General features: G+C 33.1%; 20 protein-coding genes. 9 read left to right on the forward strand and 11 right to left on the reverse strand.

What is annotated here, in order from left to right; genetic code table 11:
• From E0F89_RS07305 to rpsF, 6 genes are all read right to left on the reverse strand, one after another.
• Nucleotides 1-726, reverse strand: a complete 726-nt coding sequence (locus E0F89_RS07305) for a hypothetical protein (protein ID WP_131909152.1) — start codon at nt 724-726, stop codon at nt 1-3.
• Nucleotides 701-2,719 carry an NAD-dependent DNA ligase LigA gene (gene ligA, locus E0F89_RS07310; RefSeq protein ID WP_131909153.1) on the reverse strand — a complete coding sequence of 673 codons (2,019 nt, stop codon included), beginning with the start codon at nt 2,717-2,719 and terminating at the stop codon, nt 701-703. Before ligA ends, E0F89_RS07305 begins: the two co-directional genes overlap by 26 nt.
• Before the next feature lie 75 nt (nt 2,720-2,794).
• Nucleotides 2,795-3,268: a DUF6495 family protein gene (locus tag E0F89_RS07315; RefSeq protein ID WP_131909154.1), complete on the reverse strand. Its 474-nt coding sequence runs from the start codon at nt 3,266-3,268 to the stop codon at nt 2,795-2,797.
• Nucleotides 3,269-3,404: 136 nt separating this feature from the next.
• Nucleotides 3,405-3,848, reverse strand: a complete 444-nt coding sequence (gene rplI, locus E0F89_RS07320; protein WP_131909155.1) for a 50S ribosomal protein L9 — start codon at nt 3,846-3,848, stop codon at nt 3,405-3,407.
• 65 nt (nt 3,849-3,913) lie between these two features.
• Complete coding sequence (gene rpsR / locus E0F89_RS07325; RefSeq protein ID WP_086454224.1) at nt 3,914-4,210, reverse strand: 30S ribosomal protein S18; 297 nt, start codon at nt 4,208-4,210, stop codon at nt 3,914-3,916.
• A gap of 5 nt (nt 4,211-4,215) precedes the next feature.
• On the reverse strand, nt 4,216-4,557 hold the full coding sequence (gene rpsF, locus E0F89_RS07330; RefSeq protein WP_035671622.1) for a 30S ribosomal protein S6: 342 nt from the start codon (nt 4,555-4,557) through the stop codon (nt 4,216-4,218).
• A 165-nt stretch (nt 4,558-4,722) separates the two neighbouring features.
• Between rpsF and E0F89_RS07335 the strand changes: the two genes are divergently transcribed.
• Complete coding sequence (locus E0F89_RS07335) at nt 4,723-5,418, forward strand: LytR/AlgR family response regulator transcription factor (RefSeq protein ID WP_131909156.1); 696 nt, start codon at nt 4,723-4,725, stop codon at nt 5,416-5,418.
• A gap of 10 nt (nt 5,419-5,428) precedes the next feature.
• Here E0F89_RS07335 and priA read toward each other — a convergent pair whose 3' ends face one another.
• The 4 genes from priA to nadC are packed head-to-tail and all read right to left on the reverse strand — an operon-like array spanning nt 5,429 to nt 10,203.
• Nucleotides 5,429-7,894 (reverse strand): replication restart helicase PriA, encoded by a 2,466-nt coding sequence (priA, locus tag E0F89_RS07340; RefSeq protein ID WP_131909157.1) that lies wholly within the window; start codon nt 7,892-7,894, stop codon nt 5,429-5,431.
• A gap of 58 nt (nt 7,895-7,952) precedes the next feature.
• Nucleotides 7,953-8,381, reverse strand: coding sequence for a DUF2147 domain-containing protein (locus tag E0F89_RS07345; RefSeq protein ID WP_131909158.1), 429 nt, complete (start codon nt 8,379-8,381; stop codon nt 7,953-7,955).
• Nucleotides 8,382-8,440: 59 nt separating this feature from the next.
• Nucleotides 8,441-9,349 (reverse strand): YihY/virulence factor BrkB family protein, encoded by a 909-nt coding sequence (locus tag E0F89_RS07350; RefSeq protein ID WP_131909159.1) that lies wholly within the window; start codon nt 9,347-9,349, stop codon nt 8,441-8,443.
• Nucleotides 9,346-10,203 (reverse strand): carboxylating nicotinate-nucleotide diphosphorylase, encoded by an 858-nt coding sequence (nadC, locus tag E0F89_RS07355; protein WP_131909160.1) that lies wholly within the window; start codon nt 10,201-10,203, stop codon nt 9,346-9,348. Before nadC ends, E0F89_RS07350 begins: the two co-directional genes overlap by 4 nt.
• A gap of 281 nt (nt 10,204-10,484) precedes the next feature.
• Between nadC and E0F89_RS07360 the strand changes: the two genes are divergently transcribed.
• The 5 genes from E0F89_RS07360 to E0F89_RS07380 all read left to right on the forward strand — a co-directional run bounded on the left by E0F89_RS07360 (nt 10,485) and on the right by E0F89_RS07380 (nt 13,980).
• Entirely contained in the window at nt 10,485-10,952 is a 468-nt protein-coding gene (locus tag E0F89_RS07360) for a hypothetical protein (RefSeq protein WP_131909161.1), read from the forward strand.
• 355 nt (nt 10,953-11,307) lie between these two features.
• Nucleotides 11,308-12,429, forward strand: coding sequence for an SRPBCC family protein (locus E0F89_RS07365; RefSeq protein WP_131909162.1), 1,122 nt, complete (start codon nt 11,308-11,310; stop codon nt 12,427-12,429).
• A gap of 63 nt (nt 12,430-12,492) precedes the next feature.
• Nucleotides 12,493-13,035 carry an RNA polymerase sigma factor gene (locus tag E0F89_RS07370; RefSeq protein ID WP_131909163.1) on the forward strand — a complete coding sequence of 181 codons (543 nt, stop codon included), beginning with the start codon at nt 12,493-12,495 and terminating at the stop codon, nt 13,033-13,035.
• Between the two features lie 32 nt (nt 13,036-13,067).
• Nucleotides 13,068-13,481 carry a hypothetical protein gene (locus E0F89_RS07375; protein WP_131909164.1) on the forward strand — a complete coding sequence of 138 codons (414 nt, stop codon included), beginning with the start codon at nt 13,068-13,070 and terminating at the stop codon, nt 13,479-13,481.
• A gap of 40 nt (nt 13,482-13,521) precedes the next feature.
• Nucleotides 13,522-13,980: a sensor of ECF-type sigma factor gene (locus E0F89_RS07380; protein WP_131909165.1), complete on the forward strand. Its 459-nt coding sequence runs from the start codon at nt 13,522-13,524 to the stop codon at nt 13,978-13,980.
• Between the two features lie 65 nt (nt 13,981-14,045).
• Here the strand turns inward: E0F89_RS07380 and E0F89_RS07385 are convergent, their stop codons facing one another.
• Nucleotides 14,046-15,107 (reverse strand): WD40/YVTN/BNR-like repeat-containing protein, encoded by a 1,062-nt coding sequence (locus E0F89_RS07385; RefSeq protein WP_131909166.1) that lies wholly within the window; start codon nt 15,105-15,107, stop codon nt 14,046-14,048.
• Nucleotides 15,108-15,219: 112 nt separating this feature from the next.
• On the opposite strand from E0F89_RS07385, the gene E0F89_RS07390 reads away from it, so the two are divergent.
• From E0F89_RS07390 to E0F89_RS07400, 3 genes are all read left to right on the forward strand, one after another.
• Nucleotides 15,220-16,647: a hypothetical protein gene (locus tag E0F89_RS07390; protein WP_131909167.1), complete on the forward strand. Its 1,428-nt coding sequence runs from the start codon at nt 15,220-15,222 to the stop codon at nt 16,645-16,647.
• A 118-nt stretch (nt 16,648-16,765) separates the two neighbouring features.
• A complete protein-coding gene (locus tag E0F89_RS07395; RefSeq protein ID WP_131909168.1) occupies nt 16,766-18,727 on the forward strand; it encodes a KUP/HAK/KT family potassium transporter in 1,962 nt (653 codons plus the stop codon).
• Nucleotides 18,728-18,840: 113 nt separating this feature from the next.
• Complete coding sequence (locus E0F89_RS07400) at nt 18,841-20,826, forward strand: KUP/HAK/KT family potassium transporter (RefSeq protein ID WP_131909169.1); 1,986 nt, start codon at nt 18,841-18,843, stop codon at nt 20,824-20,826.
• Nucleotides 20,827-21,002 lie beyond the last annotated feature (176 nt).

Genomic DNA, 21,002 nt, shown 5'->3' on the forward strand with positions numbered 1-21,002 from the left:
TTATTCGTTATTTTCATTTGCATTTGTATTTAATTTTTCGGTATCAATTACAAATTTATAAAAAGCATAATAACTCGTTACATACAAAACCATTCCCAATGGTCTAAAATAGGTTGGCGGCAAATTATTTAAAAAAAGTTTCTCGATAAAAACAGTAAAATACAAGGCTATAAATAGTACTCCAAAAATTGACAGCCACGGTGTATTTGTAGTTTCAGTCATAAAATAATTCGACAAAATAACTCCGCCAAGAATAGACACTAATATATTTTGGACTAACAAAGGGTAATAACTTCCCTCTGGAATTCCATCCGAAATAGAAAGCAAATAAGAAAAAATAAATACAAAAGGAATTATTGCTATTAGAATAGGTATATAATCTTTGACCTTATTCAACTTTATAATATAGATTATGAGTAAAAGACGATGGATAACTATTCCGACTAATCCTAGTTTTAAAAATAATTCTGTTTCCAAAATAATAAAAATACTGGTAAGCAACAAAAAAAAGATAGTTATAAAAAAAAGAACACTTCTTTCCTTGGAGGTAATCCAATAAAGATAGAGTATCATTAACGCTATCAAAGGTCGAAATGCAAACAGAATTACTTTGAATGAAAACAACTCCGCCACAACTTCAATAATTGCAAAAGAAAAAAGCAGACCAACGATTGCGTTTCCCTGTGAAAAATTATACTTCTTAGTCAGTAGCTGCATTAGTTTCATTTATTAAATTCATAAAATCATCTTCAGTGATTATCGAAATATTGAGCTTATTTGCTTTCTCTAATTTTGCGGGTCCCATATTATCTCCAGCTACAACATAATCTGTTTTTGCTGAAATAGAACTTCCCACTTTCCCCCCATTATCTTCGATTGCTTTTTTCAAATCGTCTCTGGAAAATTTCTCAAAAACACCTGAAACTACAAAGGTTTTTCCAGAAAGTTTAACTGTTGCATTTGGATTTAATTTTTCGATGATTTCAAATTGTATTCCATGTTTTTTAAGTCTTTCAATGATGTTTCGATTTTCTTCATTTTCAAAAAAATCTAATACACTTTGCGCAATACGTTCGCCAATTTCATCCACTAAAATTAAATCCATCAAAGTCGCTTGACTCAATGCATCGATACTTTTATAATGTTTAGCCAGTTTTTTAGCCACTGTCTCTCCCACAAATCGGATCCCAAGCGCAAATAAAACCCGCTCAAAAGGGATATTTTTTGAATTAGCGACTCCGTTTACCAAATTTTCTGCGGATTTTTGAGCCATTCGTTCCAAAGGAAGAATTTGCTCCACTTTTAATTCATACAAATCGGCATAATTATGAACCAACCCGTTATTGAATAACAAAGCTACTGTTTCTCCTCCTAAACCTTCAATATCCATCGCTTTTCGAGAAATAAAATGCTGGATTCTCCCAATAATCTGTGGCGGACAACCATAAAAATTAGGACAATAATGGTTGGCTTCGCCTTCAGATCTGACCAATTCTGTATTGCATTCCGGACAATGTGTGATGTATTTTGTTGGTTCTGAATGTTCAGGACGCTTACTCAAATCAACAGCAATAATCTTAGGAATAATCTCCCCTCCTTTTTCTACAAAAACAGTATCACCTGCACGGATATCAAATTTTTCGATTTGATCTGCATTATGCAAAGAGGCACGCTTTACAATAGTTCCAGCCAGTTGTACTGGTTCTAAATTAGCTACTGGAGTTATAGAACCTGTTCGTCCGACCTGATACGAAATAGAATTTAATTTTGTTGAAACCTGTTCTGATTTGAATTTATAGGCAATTGCCCAACGAGGTGATTTCGCGGTAAAACCTAACTCATCCTGATAATGAAAAGAATTTACTTTGATAACTACTCCATCGGTTTCATAAGGTAGATTATGCCTGTGAGTGTCCCAATAATCAATGTATTGAAAAACTTCATCTAAGTTAAGCGCCAACTTTGCTTCCTTTGGAACTTTAAACCCCCATTGTCTGGCAGTTTCTAATCCTTCAAATTGAGATTTAAAAGGCAAATTATTTCCAATTAAAAAATACAACAAACAATCTAGTGGTCGTTTTGCCACTTCGGCACTATCTTGCAATTTCAAACTCCCGGAAGCCGTATTTCTTGGATTCGAATACGGTAATTCACCAATTTCAATTAATTCTTGGTTCATTTTTTCAAAACCGGCAAAAGGTAAAATGATTTCACCACGGACATCAAATTTAGAAGGAAAATTTCCTTTTAATTTTAATGGAATGGATTTTATAGTTTTGATATTATTAGTTACATCATCTCCTTGAAAACCGTCGCCTCGAGTTACAGCACGTTTAAGGATTCCGTTTTCATATGTAATACTGATAGAAGCACCATCGTATTTTAATTCACAAGTATATTCTAATGGAACATCTCCTAAAACTTTTTGAATGCGTTTTTCCCAATCGATTAATTCTTCTTTGGAATAGGAATTATCAAGAGAATACATTCGGTGTTCATGGGGTACAGTTTGGAAATTTTTCGTTATTGTTCCACCTACACGTTGAGTAGGAGAACTTCCGTCAAAATATTCCGGATATTGATTTTCGAGCTCTTGAAGCTGCTTTAACTTCAAATCAAATTCATAATCAGAAATTACAGGTTTATCTAACACATAGTAATTATAATTGTGTTGATTTAATTCTTCCCTTAATTTTTGAATCGTATTTTGAATGTCCATAGAAAATAAAAATTGGCTATTTTAGTTTTGAAAAAGTGTACTAAAATAACCAATTTAAAAGAAATAGCAATGCAATTATGATGCTATAATTGTATTTATTTGCTGATATAAAAGTCCATCGCTTAAAAATGAACCTTGTTGTATCAGTTCAAAAATCGAAGTATTACGCTCTTCGGTAAACTCTTTTTTTCCAACTTTCATTTCAATAGTATCCGTAAACATATTATCGCTAAGCCATTGCAATCCTTCTTTGGTCAAAAAATCAACTTCAGGAACCAATGATTTCAAAACAATCGATTGAACATGCGTATCAAAACAATGAAAAAGGAAAATATGATTTTTAGAAAAATGCTCTAAATAAGTAGCTTTTGAAAGAACACCTTCCCAAATTAAATCAGAGAAAACGTCTAATTCTTGTTCAGCAACTTCTGGTTTTGAAGCTTTAATTGTATCCCATTCCGCTTTATCAATCGCTTGGGTTGCTAAAAAAGTACTGAATTCCTGATTCAATTCTTCAAATTGCTCTTTTGTTAATCTTGAGTATTTCATTTATGCTGCATTTATTTCAGCATCTTAATTATTTAAGATGCTCTTTATTTATGAATTAAGGAATCTGAAACAGGTTCAGATTAAACAAAAAAAATCCCGACTTCCATCGGGATTTAATTATATAAATTTAAAAAATTTATGCTTTTTCAGCAACAATTTCGTAATCTAATTCAACGACAACGTCTCTGTGTAAACGAACGTTGGCAGTATATTTACCAGTACGTTTAACGATTCCGCTTGTGATGAATTTTCTTTCGATTTGTTGTCCACCTTTAGCCAAAGCTTCAGCGATATCAATATTCGTGATTGAACCGAATAATTTTTCACCACCTGCTTTTGCAAAGATTTTTATTTCGATAGCTTTCAAAGCTTCCGCTACTGCTTTAGCATCTGCTACCACTTTAGCTTCTTTGTGCGCTCTTTGTTTAAGGTTTTCTGCTAATACTTTCTTTGCAGAAGAAGTAGCTAAATGTGCATGACCTTGTGGGATCAAAAAGTTACGACCGTAACCATTTTTTACCGTTACAATATCATCTTTAAATCCTAAATTTTGAACGTCTTGTCTTAATATAAGTTCCATGTTGTTGTCCTTTGTTATAGAAGTTAGGTTTCATGTTTCAGAAAACCAACAACTGAGTTATTTTATTATTTTAGTAAATCTGCTACGTATGGCATTAAAGCAATATGACGCGCTCTTTTTACCGCAACTGATACTTTTCTTTGGTATTTCAAAGAAGTACCAGTTAAACGACGAGGAAGAATTTTTCCTTGCTCATTTACAAATTTCAATAAGAAATCAGCATCTTTATAATCAATATATTTGATACCTGATTTTTTGAAACGACAATACTTTTTAGTTTTGTTAGTTTCTATGTTCAAAGGCGTAAGATATCTGATATCTCCGTCTTTTTTTCCTGAAGCCGATTGTTGTAATGTTGCCATGATAATTAAGCTTTTGTAGATTTTAATTTAGTTCTTCTTCTTTCAGCCCAAGAAATAGCATGTTTATCAAGACTTACAGTCAAGAAACGCATTACTCTTTCATCACGTCTAAATTCAGTTTCAAAAGCAATAAGGACTTCTCCAGCTACTTTGAATTCGAATAAATGGTAAAAACCACTTTTTTTGTTTTGAATTTCGTAAGCCATTTTTTTCAGACCCCAGTCTTCTTTCGACACCATTTCTGCTCCTCTACTAGTAAGAAAATCTTCAAATTTGCTTACTGTTTCCTTCACCTGAACTTCAGATAAAACGGGATTTAAAATGAAAACAGTTTCATAATGATTCATAAATATATATTTATTTGTTATTTTGGCTGCAAAAGTAATCAATTATTCTTATCAAACAAGCCTTATTTGATTTTATTCGATGTATGGTAAAAAAACAACGCCTGAATTAGTTTTTCTAAATAAAAAAATAATATATTTACTAAGCCAAATCTAAATAAAAATATTATGAAACTAAACTGTGTTGTAGTTGATGATAGTTCCATCCAAAGGATGATTATTGCAAAGTTAGTTAATAATCATCAAAACTTACATTTAATAGGTGATTTTTCTAACGCAATTGAAGCCAGAAGCTGCATGTCCATACACAATGTAGATTTAATATTTCTGGATATTGAAATGCCCGTAATTAGTGGTTTTGATTTTTTGGATGGATTAAAAACAAAACCTCAAATAATTTTTATCACTTCAAAAGCGGAATATGCAATGAAAGCTTTTGACTACGATGCCACTGATTATCTTCAAAAACCAATTGCAATGGACAGGTTCAACGCTTCAGTTAAAAGAGCAATGGATCAACATCTACTCAAAAAAGAGAATAAAGAAGAAGAAGGAGAACATATTTTCATTAAAAGTAATTTGAAAAAATTAAAAGTTTTTACCTCTAAAATAAAATGGATTGAAGCTTTTGGCGATTATGTTAGAGTAGTCACCGAAGAAGACAGTAATCTGGTTCTTTCTACTATGAAATCTTTTGAAAATGATTTGTCCAAAGAAAAATTTGTCAGAGTTCACAAATCATACATTATAAATATTGATAAAGTAGAACGGTTTAATAGTAAATACGCTGAGATTGGTGTCACAAAAATTCCTTTAAGCCGACATAAAAAAGAAGATTTAGTGAAGGCGCTTTCATTTTCTTAATACTTTGTCACTAATAAAAATCTACATTCAGTGTAACTCTTATCGATCTATATTGTGCAACAGCCTCAAAGCTATTCAACATTTTCTGAATCGTTTTTTTGGTGTTTCCAATTGACACATTTTGAGGGATTTTGACAATAATTGTCCGAATATATTCGTTTCTAATTCTACTGATTGCTGGTTCTTCTGGACCTAGTACCGGCATATTTAAGTTCTGGCTCATAACTTGATACAACCATATAGAACCTTCCTTCAACTTATCAAAATCACGCTGTTTCAGCGTCAGCTTTACGATTCTGAAATAGGGTGGATATTTGTAAATTTTACGGTCATACAATTGCTCTTTATACATTCCCAAGTAATCATTATTAGTAACCTGTTGTATGGTATTGTGACCGGGATTATAGGTTTGTACGATTACTTTTCCTTGTTTTTCTGAACGCCCCGCTCTACCTGCAACTTGAGTCATCATTTGAAAACTTCTCTCGAATGCTCGAAAATCAGGGTGAAATAACATATTGTCAGCATTCATGATACCCACTAAACTTACGTTATCAAAATCCAACCCTTTAGCGAGCATTTGAGTTCCAACTAATATCTCTAATTCCCTATTTTTAAAGCTATCAATGATTTTTTCGAAACCAAATTTTCCTCGCGTAGTATCTTGATCCATCCTTCCAATTTTTGAATTTGGAAAAATAGAGATTAATTCTTGTTCGATTTGTTCGGTTCCAAACCCTTTTGTAGTCAGATCAATACTGGAACACGCGTGACAATGCGTAGGCTTAGCCATGTTATACCCGCAATAATGGCAGCGCAACTGGTTTTTATTTTTATGATACGTCAAACTCACATCGCATTGTTGACAGTGCGGCACGTGACCGCAAGTGATGCATTCAATAATAGGAGAATAACCTCTTCTATTTTGAAACAAAATTACTTGTTCTCCTAAAGACAATGCGTTTGTGATTTCTTCAATCAAAACATCACTAAAATGTCCCGTCATTTTTTTACGGAAATATTTGTCTTTCAAATCTACCAGCTCGATATTGGGCATCATCACGTTTCCAAAACGCTTGGAAATTTCGACTAAACCAAATTTATCTGATTTGGCATTAAAATACGTTTCTATACTTGGCGTAGCCGAACCCAAAAGTACTTTTGCTTTATGCGAATGCGCCAATACTATCGCCGCATCGCGCGCATGATATCTTGGAGCTGGATCTACTTGTTTGAAGGTTTGTTCATGTTCTTCGTCTACTATTATGAAACCCAAATCATGAAATGGCAAAAACAAAGCCGACCTCGCTCCTATCACTACTTGCGCTTTCTGTGATTTTTGTAAGACTTGATTCCAAACTTCAATGCGCTCATTATTGTTGTATTTCGAATGAAAAACAGCTACTTTATTCCCGAAATACGCTCTTAAACGCCCCACCAATTGAGTCGTCAAAGCGATTTCCGGCAATAAATAAAGGATTTGTTTTCCCGTTGCCAAAAACTCTTCAATAAGTTTGATGTAAATTTCAGTTTTTCCGCTGGAAGTTACTCCGTGCAACAAGCACACCTCTTTATGAGTGAAACTTTCTTTGATTTCGGCAAAAGCTGTTTGCTGTGTTTCACTTAATCGTAATTCATCTTCTTTTATTTTCCCGTTGAAATTTACTCGGTCTTCCTGAAGAAAATAGTCCTCGAATATTTCTTTTTCGATTAATGCTTTTATAATTGCCGCAGTAGAATTAGCTTCCTCAATTAGTCTTTTTACGGTTATGCGTTTAGCTGCGCCTTGGGTCTTTTCAGATGCGCACAATTGGAAATAACGCATCACGATTTCCTTTTGTTTATTGGCATTTTTCAGTGTTTCCAATAACTCACTCAAACCTTGATTGGATTCATATTTTGGATGCAAACGTACGTATCGAACTAATTTTGGCTTATAGTTTTCTTGAATTTCCTCTTGAAGCACCAGAATATTCTTATCTACCAGTTTTTGAATAACGGGAAAAATATTTTTCTTGTTTAAAATAGCAATAATATCTTGAACTTTTAATGAATTTTGCTGTTGCAAAGCTTCATAAACCAGAAATTCATCATCCGAAAGAAGGCCTGTATCTACAAACGAATCGGTTTTTTGAGAAATCAGGGTTTCGCTTTCGAGCAAAAGTGCACTTGGCATGGCACCACGATACACATCCCCAATAGCACACATATAATAAGACGCGATCCATTGCCAATGTGCGATTTGGATTTCTGTTACAATGGGTCTTTCATCGAGAATTTGATGAATCTCCTTGGCTTCGTATAACTCAGGTTTATTTTTATGTATTTCAATAACTAAAGCCGTATAAATTTTACTTTTTCCAAAAGGAACCGCAACCCGCATTCCTTTTTTTATGTACTGAAACTCCGCTTCAGAAACTTTGTAGGTAAATGTTTTGGCTAGGGAAAGTGGTAAAATTACTTCTACGAAATACATTTAATAGTAATTATAAGTTGGGAGTTACTCTTAGTTTGATATTTTTTGAACACATCAATTATTTAACTCTGTTCCAAGTTTGTGTTCGTCCAAATAATGCTACACCAATATATCCTCGAACATTGAGTTTGTCATTCCCGTCTAAAGCCATAAAACATTTGTATAATTTCCCTGATGTTGGATCCAAAATCTTACCGGAATTGTATTCTTTACCATCTTTTTTAAGACCTTTAATAATCACAAGTCCCATCACTGGCTTATTTTTTTCATCGCCAGAACAAGTGGTGCATAGACTTTTTTTCTTTTCAACATCTAATATGTCGATTATTTTTCCATATATTTTACCGGAGCGTTCGTAAATTTCAACTATTGATTTAGCTTTTCCTGTTTCGTCGTCAATGGTTTTCCATTTTCCTATTACACTTTGGTTTTGACCGTAAAAACATACTGAAATAAATAATGCCAGAATTGTAATCGTATTTTTCATCTTTTTTCTTTTTTAAGCCCTTTATAGCTTTTGATAAAAAAACTATTTTGGATTAATAATTACTCTTTTTTTGTTTTTAATTTGTTTACTGTGGCATTTAATTCAAAACCTAACAGCAAAATCATACAGTTGATCCAAATGTAAAACATCAGAATCAATAATGTTCCAATTGACCCATATAATTCATTGTACTGTGAAAATTTTGTAACCCAAATTCCAAAAATATAAGAATCCAGAAGAACAAGAATAGTTGTAAATACGGAACCTATCGAGATAAAAGCCCTATTTTTGTCATGTTTCGTACCAAACTTGAAAAGTATAGAAGTTGTGACTAAAATCATTAAAATAATAAATGCATATCGTCCTAAAACAATTAATTGAACTTGATCGCTGAAGACCGTTTTTTGTATTAATACCTCAAAAACGACTATAATCGCTACCGTTACTATTAATAATAATGACAGCAATAAAGACATGCCAAACGCAACAAAATATTGGCGTATAAAACCTCTTTTGATCAAAACATGACGAGAAGTTTCAAAACCTCCCAAGATTCCATTCAATCCATTTGCCATCAAAAAAATTGACAATATGAATCCGGAAGATAATAATCCAGAATCACTATTAGTAAGAATGTCAGTGATGATTTTGTAAATTGCATCGTAGGTATTGGGCGGCACTCCGTCCTTGACAAACAACAGAAAATCTTCCTGAAAACCTTCAATAGGTATAAATGGAATTAAATTTAATATAAATAGTGCAAAAGGAAATAATGCCATAAAAAAGCTAAATGCAATGGCACTGGCATGATAAGTCAGCGCACTTTCTACGATTCCTAAGCCATATAATTCGATCAAATCATACAAAGACAAACCTTCTAACCAAGGTAGTTTTATCTTTTTTAAACCAAACATAAGATTCCGTACAATTGGAATTCTTCGAAGTTTCAATTCAATTTCTTTGCTCATAATGCTTTCAAACTCAAATCCAAGTTGTATACGGAATGTGTCAGTGCGCCAGACGAAATATAATCTACGCCACATTCCGCATAATTCCGGATTGTGTTTTCGTTAATATTTCCAGAGGATTCTGTCAAGCATTTTCTACCTATTAAAGCGACTGCTTTTTTGGTATCCTCAAAATTAAAGTTGTCAATTAAAATTCTGTAAACGCCGTCGCTTTCAAGAATTTCTTTAATTTCATTTAGATTTCTGGCTTCAACAATGATTTTTAAATCCAGATTATTTTCTTTGAGATATGCTTTGGTTTTGGCTATGGCCAAAGTGATACCACCCGCAAAATCGTTGTGATTATCCTTGAGCATAATCATGTCATACAAAGCAAAACGATGGTTTTCGCCTCCGCCAATTTTGACTGCCCATTTCTCACAGGCTCTAAATCCAGGGGTTGTTTTTCGTGTGTCAAGGATTTTTGCATTTGTTCCCTCTAATAAAACAACAAAATTTTTAGTTTTAGTGGCGATAGCTGACATTCTTTGCATAGAATTTAAAACTACGCGTTCCGATTTTAAAATCGATTGTGAGCTTCCGGAAACATGGAAAACAATATCCCCTTTTTTCACTGGAGTTCCATCTTCGATAAAAGTTTCAATTTCCAAATTTGAATCAACATATTTAAAAACCATTTTAGCAAAAGCTACGCCGGCAATAATACCGTCTTCTTTGACCAATAATTTTGCTTTTCCATTTGCTGTCGCCGGAATACAGGCCAATGAACTGTAATCCCCTGGTCCAACATCTTCTCGTATGGCGTTCTCTATCAATATTTGCAACTCTGTTTGGAACTGTTTTTCATTAATCATTTTACAAGAAATTTATGAAACGCTAAAGTAAGATATATTTTGTGGATTTGAAAATTTGCGCAATGTGTTCTTTGAGAAAAATAGCCAAATAATTATTCTTTAGCTAATTAAGAGATTTTAATTAAAGCAAGATTAAAATAAAAGTGTGTTCATAGGAGACTATTATAAATGATGTATCAAATTTACAAGTTGTAGCATTTAATAGGTTTAAAATCATTTCTTTTATATTGTCCTGTATTATTTAAAATCTTATATTTGAGGTAGTAACTAAACAACTGATTATGAAATCTCTTTTAAGCCTCCTATTAGTCTCCTCATTATTATTGACTTCTTGCAAAAAAGAAGTTGAAACTAAAAATAGTGCCAGTCCAACTAACGTAGTTCCTTTTACCGAAGTTGGTAAGCAGCTGCAAACGCAAACGCCAGTCCAGCAAAATCCTATTGTTGGTAATACAAATAGCAATGTTACAAATGCCGTTTCAACAGGAATGAATCCTGCGCATGGTCAGCCGGGACATCGCTGTGACATTGCTGTAGGTGAACCACTAAATTCTCCTGCACCCACAAATATAAACAAAGTCGCTGCACCCCAAATGATTACACAACCAAGTCAGCCTATTTCTGCAAATACGGCGACTGCTACGCCTGCAGCAGTAGCCGTGACGCCAACAGCTGAAGGAATGAATCCTCCTCATGGACAGACGAACCATCGCTGCGATATTGCTGTGGGTGCACCATTGTCAAAATAGCAATTTTACTCATGCTTTCATATCAATTTTAAGAAATATGTCATGATTGCTGCAAATGTTAAATTTAAAAGTAAAAAAAGAAAATTGTCAACATCATCCTGATTGTCAATTTGTTTACAAGATTAATTGGATCTTCTTAATAACACGCGGCATCATTATCAATTTCGAATCTTCAGACAGAATTCCTTAAACATTTAAATTATATTGTGAATCAGTATTTTAAAACAGTCCATTTATAACTTAAATACATTTAAAAAACTGTTGCTATTTTGAAAATTTAAACAACTTTTTTTAACCGTTTTGACAACTTATAGATTAAATTTTTAACTTTACAACATCAACAAACCGTTATATTATGAGGATTTTAAAATATTTGTTTCTTTTACTTTTACTTAGTTTTGTAGCATTCTCCATTTTTGTGGCTACTCAAAAAGGAGATTACACTGTAGAAAGAAGTCAAATTATAAATTCTCCCAAAGCAACTGTCTTTAATTTTGTCAATGATTACAGAAATTGGGAAGACTTCGTATCTTGGGCCAAGGAAGATGCTGAGATGAAATTTATTTATCCAAAAAAAACCATTGGGTCAGGAGCTTCCTATTCTTGGGAAGGTAAAGATGGCAGCGGTACAATGTCCACTATTTTTGTGAAAGAAAATGATAGTATTTCTCAAAAAATGGATTACAATGGAGACTCATCAGCTGTAATGTGGCATTTTAAAGATACAGTAGGAGGCACAAAAGTAACATGGAAAACTACTGGGAAAAAGAGTTTTACGATGAAAATTTTCACTGCCTTAAATGGCGGTCTTGATAAAACTATCGGTAAAATGTATGAAAAAAGCCTAGCAAATTTGGACAAAACCTTGGATGACGAATTAAATACTTACACAGTAAAAGTGAATGGTTTAACAAAAAAAACCGGCACCTTTTATTTGAATCAAACTTTTACCAGCACAATTTTGAATGTCACTAAGAATTCACGAATAGTATTTCCAAAAATAATCAATTTTTGTAAGGAAAATAATATCCCGTTAAATGGAAAGCCATTTGTAATTTATCACACGTATGATTTAGCAAAGGGTTTAACGAGGTTATCTTTTTGTATTCCAATAAAAAGTCAGATTTTAACGAGTTCCGGAAGTGACATCTTAAGCGGAAAACTGGAGCCATTCGATGCTGTTAAGACTACTTTAACGGGTGATTATTCACATATTAAAGAGGCATTGGATAAATCAATCAAATATCTTAATGCGAACGGAATTGCCGCTGATCCATCATTCTCACACCTTGAAAGTCAAATAATCCGCAGATCAGATATCAAAAGCCCTTCAAAATGGGTAACCGAAATTTACTATCCGGTTAAACCAAAAGCAATTCCCGTAAAAGCTTACACACCAGCTGTCATCAAAAAAGTAGCACCTGTAAAAGCGCCTGATCCTTTAATAATTAAGGAAGAAGAAAAATCTGAATTTTAATTATTTTTCAAAGAGTATTAAACCTTTCTGATGGATTCCATTCTAAACAAATAAACAAAAGCTTTGCAAGAAGAACAGGAATTTATAACCCAATTGCTAAACCCTAAAACGCAAAATCAGGCTTTTCAGAGGTTATTGCAGGATTATCAGAGACCCCTTTATAATCACATCCGTAATATCGTTTTAAATCACGATGATACTGATGATATTCTGCAGAATACTTTCATTAAAATATTTCAAAACTTGAAAAATTTTAAAGGAGAAAGCAAACTCTTTTCGTGGATGTATCGAATAGCCACCAATGAAGCCTTGACTTTTTTAAAGCAAAAATCAAAAATAAGCGGGATTTCATCGGAAAGCTTGCAAAATAAAACACTCGAAAATCTGGAAGCGGATGTTTTTTTTGACGGCAATGACATTCAAATAAAGTTGCAAAAAGCTATCGCATTATTACCTGAAAAACAGCAATTAATTTTTAAAATGAAATATTTTGAAGAACTTAAGTATGAAGCAATTTCGGAAATTTTGGGAACTTCTGTTGGAGGATTAAAAGCATCCTATCATATTGCAGTAAAAAAAATTGAAGCTTTTGTATCTGCTAATTAAACCTTTTTATCAGAATTACATCTAAAGAAAATATGAAAACATTTAAATTAGAAAACGAGCCTAAAATTGCAACCGGATTTAAAACTCCAGATCATTATTTTGAGAACTTTTCACTCAAAATGATGCAGCAATTGCCTGAGAGTGAACCAAAAGTAATTTCTATTTTTCAAAAAAGGAAGAATTTAATTATGATGGTGGCGGCAGTTTTAGTAATTGCACTGATGATTCCAATTTTAAATTACTCAACCACGAGCACTAGTGAATTAGATTCAACTGCTTTGGAAAATTATATAACTTATCAATCTAATGTCAATCAATATGACTTGATGAGTGGCTTGGAAAGTGAAGATATTAACAGCTTAAATACAAGTATTACCATAGCAGATGAAACCATAGAAGATGTTTTATCTGAGAATTCAAATTTAGAAAATCTTATTTTAGAATAAATAGTTAACAGGCTCTTAGCTTTAAACAAAATAACAAAAAATGAACATTAGAAAATTATTACCCCTATTATTCTTATTAGTTTCATTCAGCTTTTACGCTCAGAGCGAAAGCATGAAAGAAAAAAAAGAAAAAATTAAAGAGTTGAAAGTAGCTTTTTTCACAACAGAGTTGGACTTAACAATCAGTCAAGCAGAGAAATTCTGGCCACTATATAATACATTTGATGACAAACAATTTGAACTAAGGCATCAAAAAATGAGGGCGTTCATGAAAAGAATGAATGATGGCTCATTAGATAAAATTACTGAAAAAGAGGCAAATATTTTTTTAGTTCAAATGGAAGATACTGAAGAAGAATTATTTTTACTTCGAAAAAAATTCACACAAAATTTGAGACGAATATTACCTTCTGTAAAAATCATTAAACTTAGAAAAGCTGAGGAAGATTTTAACAGGAAGTTATTACAGCAATATCGTAACAAAGGCATCAAGAAATAATTTTTTATTTTATCGATTAAAAAAAATACCCTGAGCAAAATTATAATAAAGCTTAGGGTTTTTTATTATTTAAAATTGATACGAATCATTTTATTTTGCCCTGCTGCAATAGCAGTATTTTCATCTATGAAACGTATTGTATTTAAAGTAGAATCTGTGGACAGTTGTTTCCATGAAACGCCACTGTCAGATGAGTAATAAATGCCGGAAAAACCTACGGTAACAAGTTCTTTAGCATTGCTTTTAGGAACATATTGAACACAGGAGGCATATCCGAAACCTTGATTTTCAGCTGTAAGTTTCCACGTTTTGCCACCATTGGTTGTTATAGCTTTATTGGAAAAGTTTTGATTTCTGATTTCATAATCACCACCAGCTATAAATCCGTTATTTGCATCGTAAAAATCAGCAGTAAAAATTCCGGTCATTGATTTTCCTTGCACAATTGGCGTTTCATACACATTCCAACTATTTCCTCGATCTGACGAATAAAAAACTCTAGATTTTTTTCCGCCGGAAACAATCCATGTATTACTTCCTTTGATAACAATATTAGTATTGCTTGCCGCAAAAGCTGCTTCACCATACGCTACTTTTGGTAACTTAAGACACGGAATCTTTTTCCATGAATTCCCTCCGTCACGGGTCGTAATGATGTTAAGACAGTCCGTAATCGGGTCTCCCATTGCGATACCTTCTTGATCATCCCAAAATTGCATACTGTCGTAAAAAACTTTTTCATGATTTTCTTGGTATACTACTTTTGTTTCCTTTCCGTCTTTTGAAATTCGGTGTAACATTGCAGGATTTGCGACATTCAGAATAAAAACATGTTTCGCTGTTTGAGCAATACTTCTAAATTCAAGTTTTGAAGAATCTTTAATAATTTGATTTTCATTTTTTTGCTTCGTTTTTAAGTTATAGAAACCGTATCTTCCATTATCAGCACCATACCATACTATATTTCCATCAATTTGGATCGCTCTGATGCTTATTTTATCCTGGAATAAAGTATCAATTTGAATCGACTGAAATTCAGAGTCATTTACTTTTTTTTCAGTGTAAACATTTATTTTACAGGATATACAAACATTCAACACTAGTAGGATTAAAAAAATATTTTTCATTTTCTGTACATTTTGGGCTAATTTACAATTAATAATGGTAATGCTACTTGGTAACTAAATTTAATGGCATAGTAATTGGATTGAAAAATACTAAATTTAATCCACTATAATTATGAAAACGAAATTGTTACTATTGAGTCTGTTGGCTTCTGTTTTCGCAACACATATACAAGCGCAAGACAGGACATCGGTACATGCGATGAATTCCGAAATCAGCGATAATCTTGACTTAAGAGCTGTTGCTTCGATTTTTGGTGATTCTAGAAACTTACAGGATTTCGAAAGACGCCTGAATGATCCGGAACTTCAAATATCTAATTTAGATTTGAATAACGATAATCAAGTTGATTATTTGCGGGTTATCGAAACGGTCGAAAATCGAACCCACGTAATCATAGTTCAATCTGTTCTTGATCGAGATGTTTATCAAGATGTTGCAACTATCGACGTAGAGAAAGACAGTAACAACAGAATTCACGTACAGGTAGTAGGGGATGTTTTTATGTATGGTCGCAATTATATTTATGAGCCTGTTTATTACAGCACTCCGCTAATTTATGCTTCCTTTTGGTCTGCTAATTACAGTCCTTATTACTCATCTTGGAATTGGAATTATTATCCTTCTTACTATTACGCATGGAATCCATTCCCAGTTTTTCGATACAGGAATAACATTAACATCAACATCAATATTAACAATAATTACAATTATGTTAATTTTAGAAGAAGTAGTCGAGCTGTAGTTTTACATAATTCACGACGTTCAAACGGATATGAACGACAAAATCCAAACTATGCATTTTCGAGTAGAAATGCTAATGTTGCAAACAGATATGAATTAGATCAACGAAGAGGTTTAAGAAATGATATGAGCTATTCCAATAAAAGAGCTAACACTTCAAGAGATTTTTCTCAAAACAGATTGAGTAATTCAAGAGAAGCTACAACACAAAGAGCTAGTTCACCAAGAGATTATTCTCAAAACAGGACTAGTCCTTCAAACCAGGCAACTCCTCAACGGGGAAATTCTCAAAGAGATAATGCTCAAAACAGGACCAGTACATCAAGTCAGGCAACTCCGCAACGGGGAAATTCTCAAAGAGATTATGCTCAAAACAGGACCAGTACATCAAGTCAGGCAACTCCGCAACGAGGAAATTCTCAAAGAGATTATGCTCAAAACAGGACCAGTACATCAAGTCAGGCAACTCCGCAACGAGGAAATTCTCAAAGAGATTATGCTCAAAACAGTACTAGTCCATCAAGTCAGGCAACTCCGAAAAGAGACTATTCTCAAAACAAAACTAGTCCTTCCAGAGAATCGGCATCACAAAGAGCTGAATCTCAAAACAGAGGAAACTCTTCAAGAGAAGCTGCGCCACAAAGAACTGAATCTCAAAATAGAGTAAACGCCTCAAGAGAAGCTGCGCCACAAAGAGCTGCAAGTCAAAACAGAGGAAACTCTTCAAGAGAAGCTGCACCTCAGAGAATTGAATCTCAGAGAGGTAATTCATCCAGAAATGAAAGCAGAAGATCGTAACACAAATTGATTAGAAACCTATAAAAACACGGCTCAGAAGGCCGTGTTTTTTTTATAAGATAAAAAGTGTTGCTTTATTTTAAAAGTGTAAATTTGACCAGTTTTTTAAAAATTTTTCATGAGCACTTCACACAAGGACCTCCATAGTAAATGGACATTAGGTGGATTATTAATTTCATTAGGAATAATTTATGGTGATATAGGAACTTCACCATTATACGTAATGAAAGCCATACTTGGGGATCACATCATTGATGCTGATATTGTTTTAGGAGGTGTTTCAGCTGTATTTTGGACACTTACTTTACAAACTACAATTAAGTATGTTATCATTACTTTAAGTGCTGACAATCATGGTGAGGGTGGAATTTTTGCTTTATATGCTTTAGTCAAAAAAACAAAAATTCAATGGCTGATTGTCCCCGCAATAATCGGTGGAAGTGCATTGCTCGCTGATGGAATAATTACCCCTCCAATTTCCGTATCCTCTGCAGTAGAAGGAATTAAAACATTTTATCCACAAATAAATACAATCCCAATTGTGATTGGTATTTTATTTGTATTATTTACTATTCAACAATTTGGAAGCAAATTAGTCGGTAAATTTTTTGCCCCGATGATGCTGATTTGGTTTGGCATGCTTGCTGTTCTGGGAATCACCCAGATTTCTCAACATACTGAAGTCTTTACAGCAATCAACCCCTATTATGCGTATCATTTATTAACGATTCATCCGGAAGGCTTTTTTGTTTTAGGCTTTGTATTTCTTTGTACAACTGGAGCTGAAGCATTATATTCGGATATGGGACATTGTGGCCGGAAAAATATTAGAATCAGCTGGATTTTTGTGAAAACTGCTTTAGTACTTAACTATTTTGGTCAAGCCGCTTATTTAATTCAGCATCAAGGTGAAACATTGCAAAGTTTGGGTGGAGAAAACGGAAATCCTTTTTACCTAATAATGCCGGACTGGTTTCAGCCTTTCGGAATTGTAATCGCTACGCTTGCTGCTGTAATTGCTTCACAAGCATTAATTAGTGGCTCTTTTACTCTAATAAATGAGGCAATGCGATTGAATTTTTGGCCAAAAGTAAAAATCAAATATCCCACAGAATTGAAAGGTCAATTGTACATTCCATCTATAAATTGGTTATTATTTATAGGGTGTGTTGGAATCGTTTTGCACTTTGAAGAATCCAGCAATATGGAACATGCTTACGGTCTGGCGATTATCTTATGCATGATTATGACCACTATTTTACTTACTTTTTATTTAATCATGAAAAGAGTAAAATTATATTTCATTACTCCATTGATTACAATTTATTTAATAATCGAATTTAGTTTTCTGGCAGCCAATATTACGAAGTTCGCTGAAGGCGGTTATGTAACGCTTTTTATCGCTATTGCATTGATATCGATAATGACAATTTGGTATTTAGCGAAGAAAATCAGCAAAAGTTACACTAAAATCGTTAAAATTGAAGACTACAAAAAAGTACTTATTGAATTGAGTGCTGATTTATCAATTCCAAAATATGCCACACATTTAGTTTACATGACCAATGCGGGAAGAACGGATGAAATTGAAGAAAAGGTAATGTATTCCATTTTACAAAAAAGACCTAAAAGAGCTGATATATACTGGTTTGTCCATGTGAATATATTGACTGAACCTTATAAAACTGAATATAAAGTAACTGAAATTGTAAAAGATGATCTGTATCGTGTAGACTTCAATTTAGGATTTAGGGAACCTACAAAAATAAACCTGATGTTTAAGGAAGTAATTAAGGATATGGTACAAAAAGGCGAAATGGATATTACCAGCAGATATGAGTCTTTGAATAACAATAATATCATAGGCGATTTCAAATTCGTTTTATCTGAAAAATTTCTTTCTAATGACAGTGATTTAAGGTGGCATGAAAAAATAATTATGAACTCTTATTTTTTAATTAAAAAATTGAGTTTATCCGAAGAAAGAGCTTTTGGTTTAGACAGCAGCTCCGTAAAAATAGAAAAATTTCCAATGGTACTTCATGCACCTGAAAACATAGGTTTAACAAGGATTAAATAATTATATTTAAAAGCTAAAAACGGACATACAACTTGAATAATTATCTTTTATTTTAACAATCAGTGTTACTTTATTCAAAAACAGTAACTTTGCCAAGTTTTTAAAAACATTACATGAGCACATCGCATAAAAATATACATACTCAGCTTTCGGCTGCCGGTTTATTACTTACTCTAGGAATAATTTACGGTGATATTGGTACCTCACCATTATACGTAATGAAAGCCATCATAGGAGAACATACCATAAATAAACAATTAATATTAGGTGGTTTGTCTTGTATCCTGTGGACCTTGACTCTACAAACTACCCTAAAGTATGTCATTATTACCCTTAATGCAGACAATCATGGTGAAGGTGGAATTTTCTCCTTATACTCTTTGGTCAAAAAAACTAAAATACAATGGCTGATTGTCCCTGCTATTATTGGGGGAAGCTTATTATTGGCCGAAGGTATTATTACGCCGCCTATTTCAATATCTTCCGCAGTTGAAGGATTGCATATCTTTAAACCTGATATTCCAACAATTCCGATAGTTATTGCGATAATATTCATATTGTTTAGCATTCAGCAATTTGGGGCAAAGCTGGTAAGTAAGTTTTTTTCACCTACAATGCTAGTATGGTTTTCGATGCTTGGAATTTTAGGATGCATACAGATTTTTAAAAATGTTGAAATCTTCAAAGCTATTAATCCTTATTATGGCTATAAATTATTAACCTCAGATAACGCGGGAGAAGGATTTCTGATTTTGGGGGCTGTTTTCTTGTGTACAACCGGAGCAGAAGCATTGTACTCGGATATGGGACATTGCGGACGACGCAATATCCGAGTGAGTTGGGTTTTTGTAAAAACTACTTTAATTCTTAATTATTTTGGACAAGGAGCATTTTTACTGCTCCACGAAGGAAAAACATTAGCACAATTAGGTAGTTCAAATCACAATCCATTTTATTTAATAATGGCCGATTGGTTTCAGCCCATTGGAATAGTAATAGCTACATTCGCAGCTATTATTGCTTCACAAGCATTAATCAGTGGCTCATTTACACTGATTAATGAAGCCATGCGATTGAACTTTTGGCCAAAAGTAAAAATCAATTATCCAACAGATGTTAAAGGACAACTATACATTCCTTCGATAAACTGGCTACTCTTTGTAGGATGTGTTGGTATTGTTTTGTATTTCAAAGAATCTAAATATATGGAGCATGCCTATGGTCTATCCATAATTTTAGGAATGATGATGACTACAACTCTATTAAATTTTTATTTGATAATGAAAAGAGTCAAATGGTATTTTTTAACGCCGTTAATTGCGTTATACGCTACCATTGAAATTGCATTTTTGTATGCGAATGTCTCTAAATTTATGGAAGGTGGTTATGTAACGTTGTTTGTGGCAATATTTATGATTTTTATAATGAGCACTTGGTTTTTAGCCAAGAAAATTAGCAAAAATTACACGCAAATTGTTAAAATTGACGATTATGCAAAAGTGCTGGGCGAGTTGAGTCATGATGAAACAATCCCTAAATATGCAACGCATTTAGTGTACATGACCAATGCAACCAGATCCGATGAAATTGAAGAAAAAGTGATGTATTCAATCCTCCGAAAAAGACCAAAAAGAGCTGATATATACTGGTTTATACATGTAAACGTGTTAAATGAACCTTATAAAAAAGAATACCGAGTGACCGAAATCTTAAAAGATGATTTGTATCGCGTTGATTTTTACTTGGGCTTTAGAGAACCAACAAAAATAAACTTGATGTTTAAAGAAGTAATAAAAGATATGGTTAGCAAAGGCGAAATGGACATTTCCAGCCGTTATGAATCTTTGAATAAAAATAATATTATAGGTGATTTCAAATTTGTTTTATCCGAAAAGTTTCTTTCTAATGACAGTGATCTAACTTTCTTCGAAAAAATTGTAATGAACACCTATTTCATTTTGAAAAAATTCAGTTTGTCTGAAGGTAAAGCTTTTGGTTTAGACAATAGTTCCGTTAAAGTTGAACAGTTCCCCATGGTTCTGCATCCACCGGAAATTATCAATATGAAAAGAATAGAAAAGTCAAATCAGAATATATAATTCTTTTTATTTTCTTATGGTAAATCTTATTTCAAAAAAGTTTTTTTCTTTATCAGAAAAAAACTTTTTTGCTTTTAGGCCAAGAACAACTATTTGCAGGCAACACCCTTGTAAACTCCTAAACTACAAATGCAAAAACTCACATAAAAAAAACCTACCTTTGCACCTCAATTATT

It is taken from the genome of Flavobacterium caseinilyticum (assembly GCF_004349085.1).
GTDB classification, from domain to species: domain Bacteria; phylum Bacteroidota; class Bacteroidia; order Flavobacteriales; family Flavobacteriaceae; genus Flavobacterium; species Flavobacterium caseinilyticum.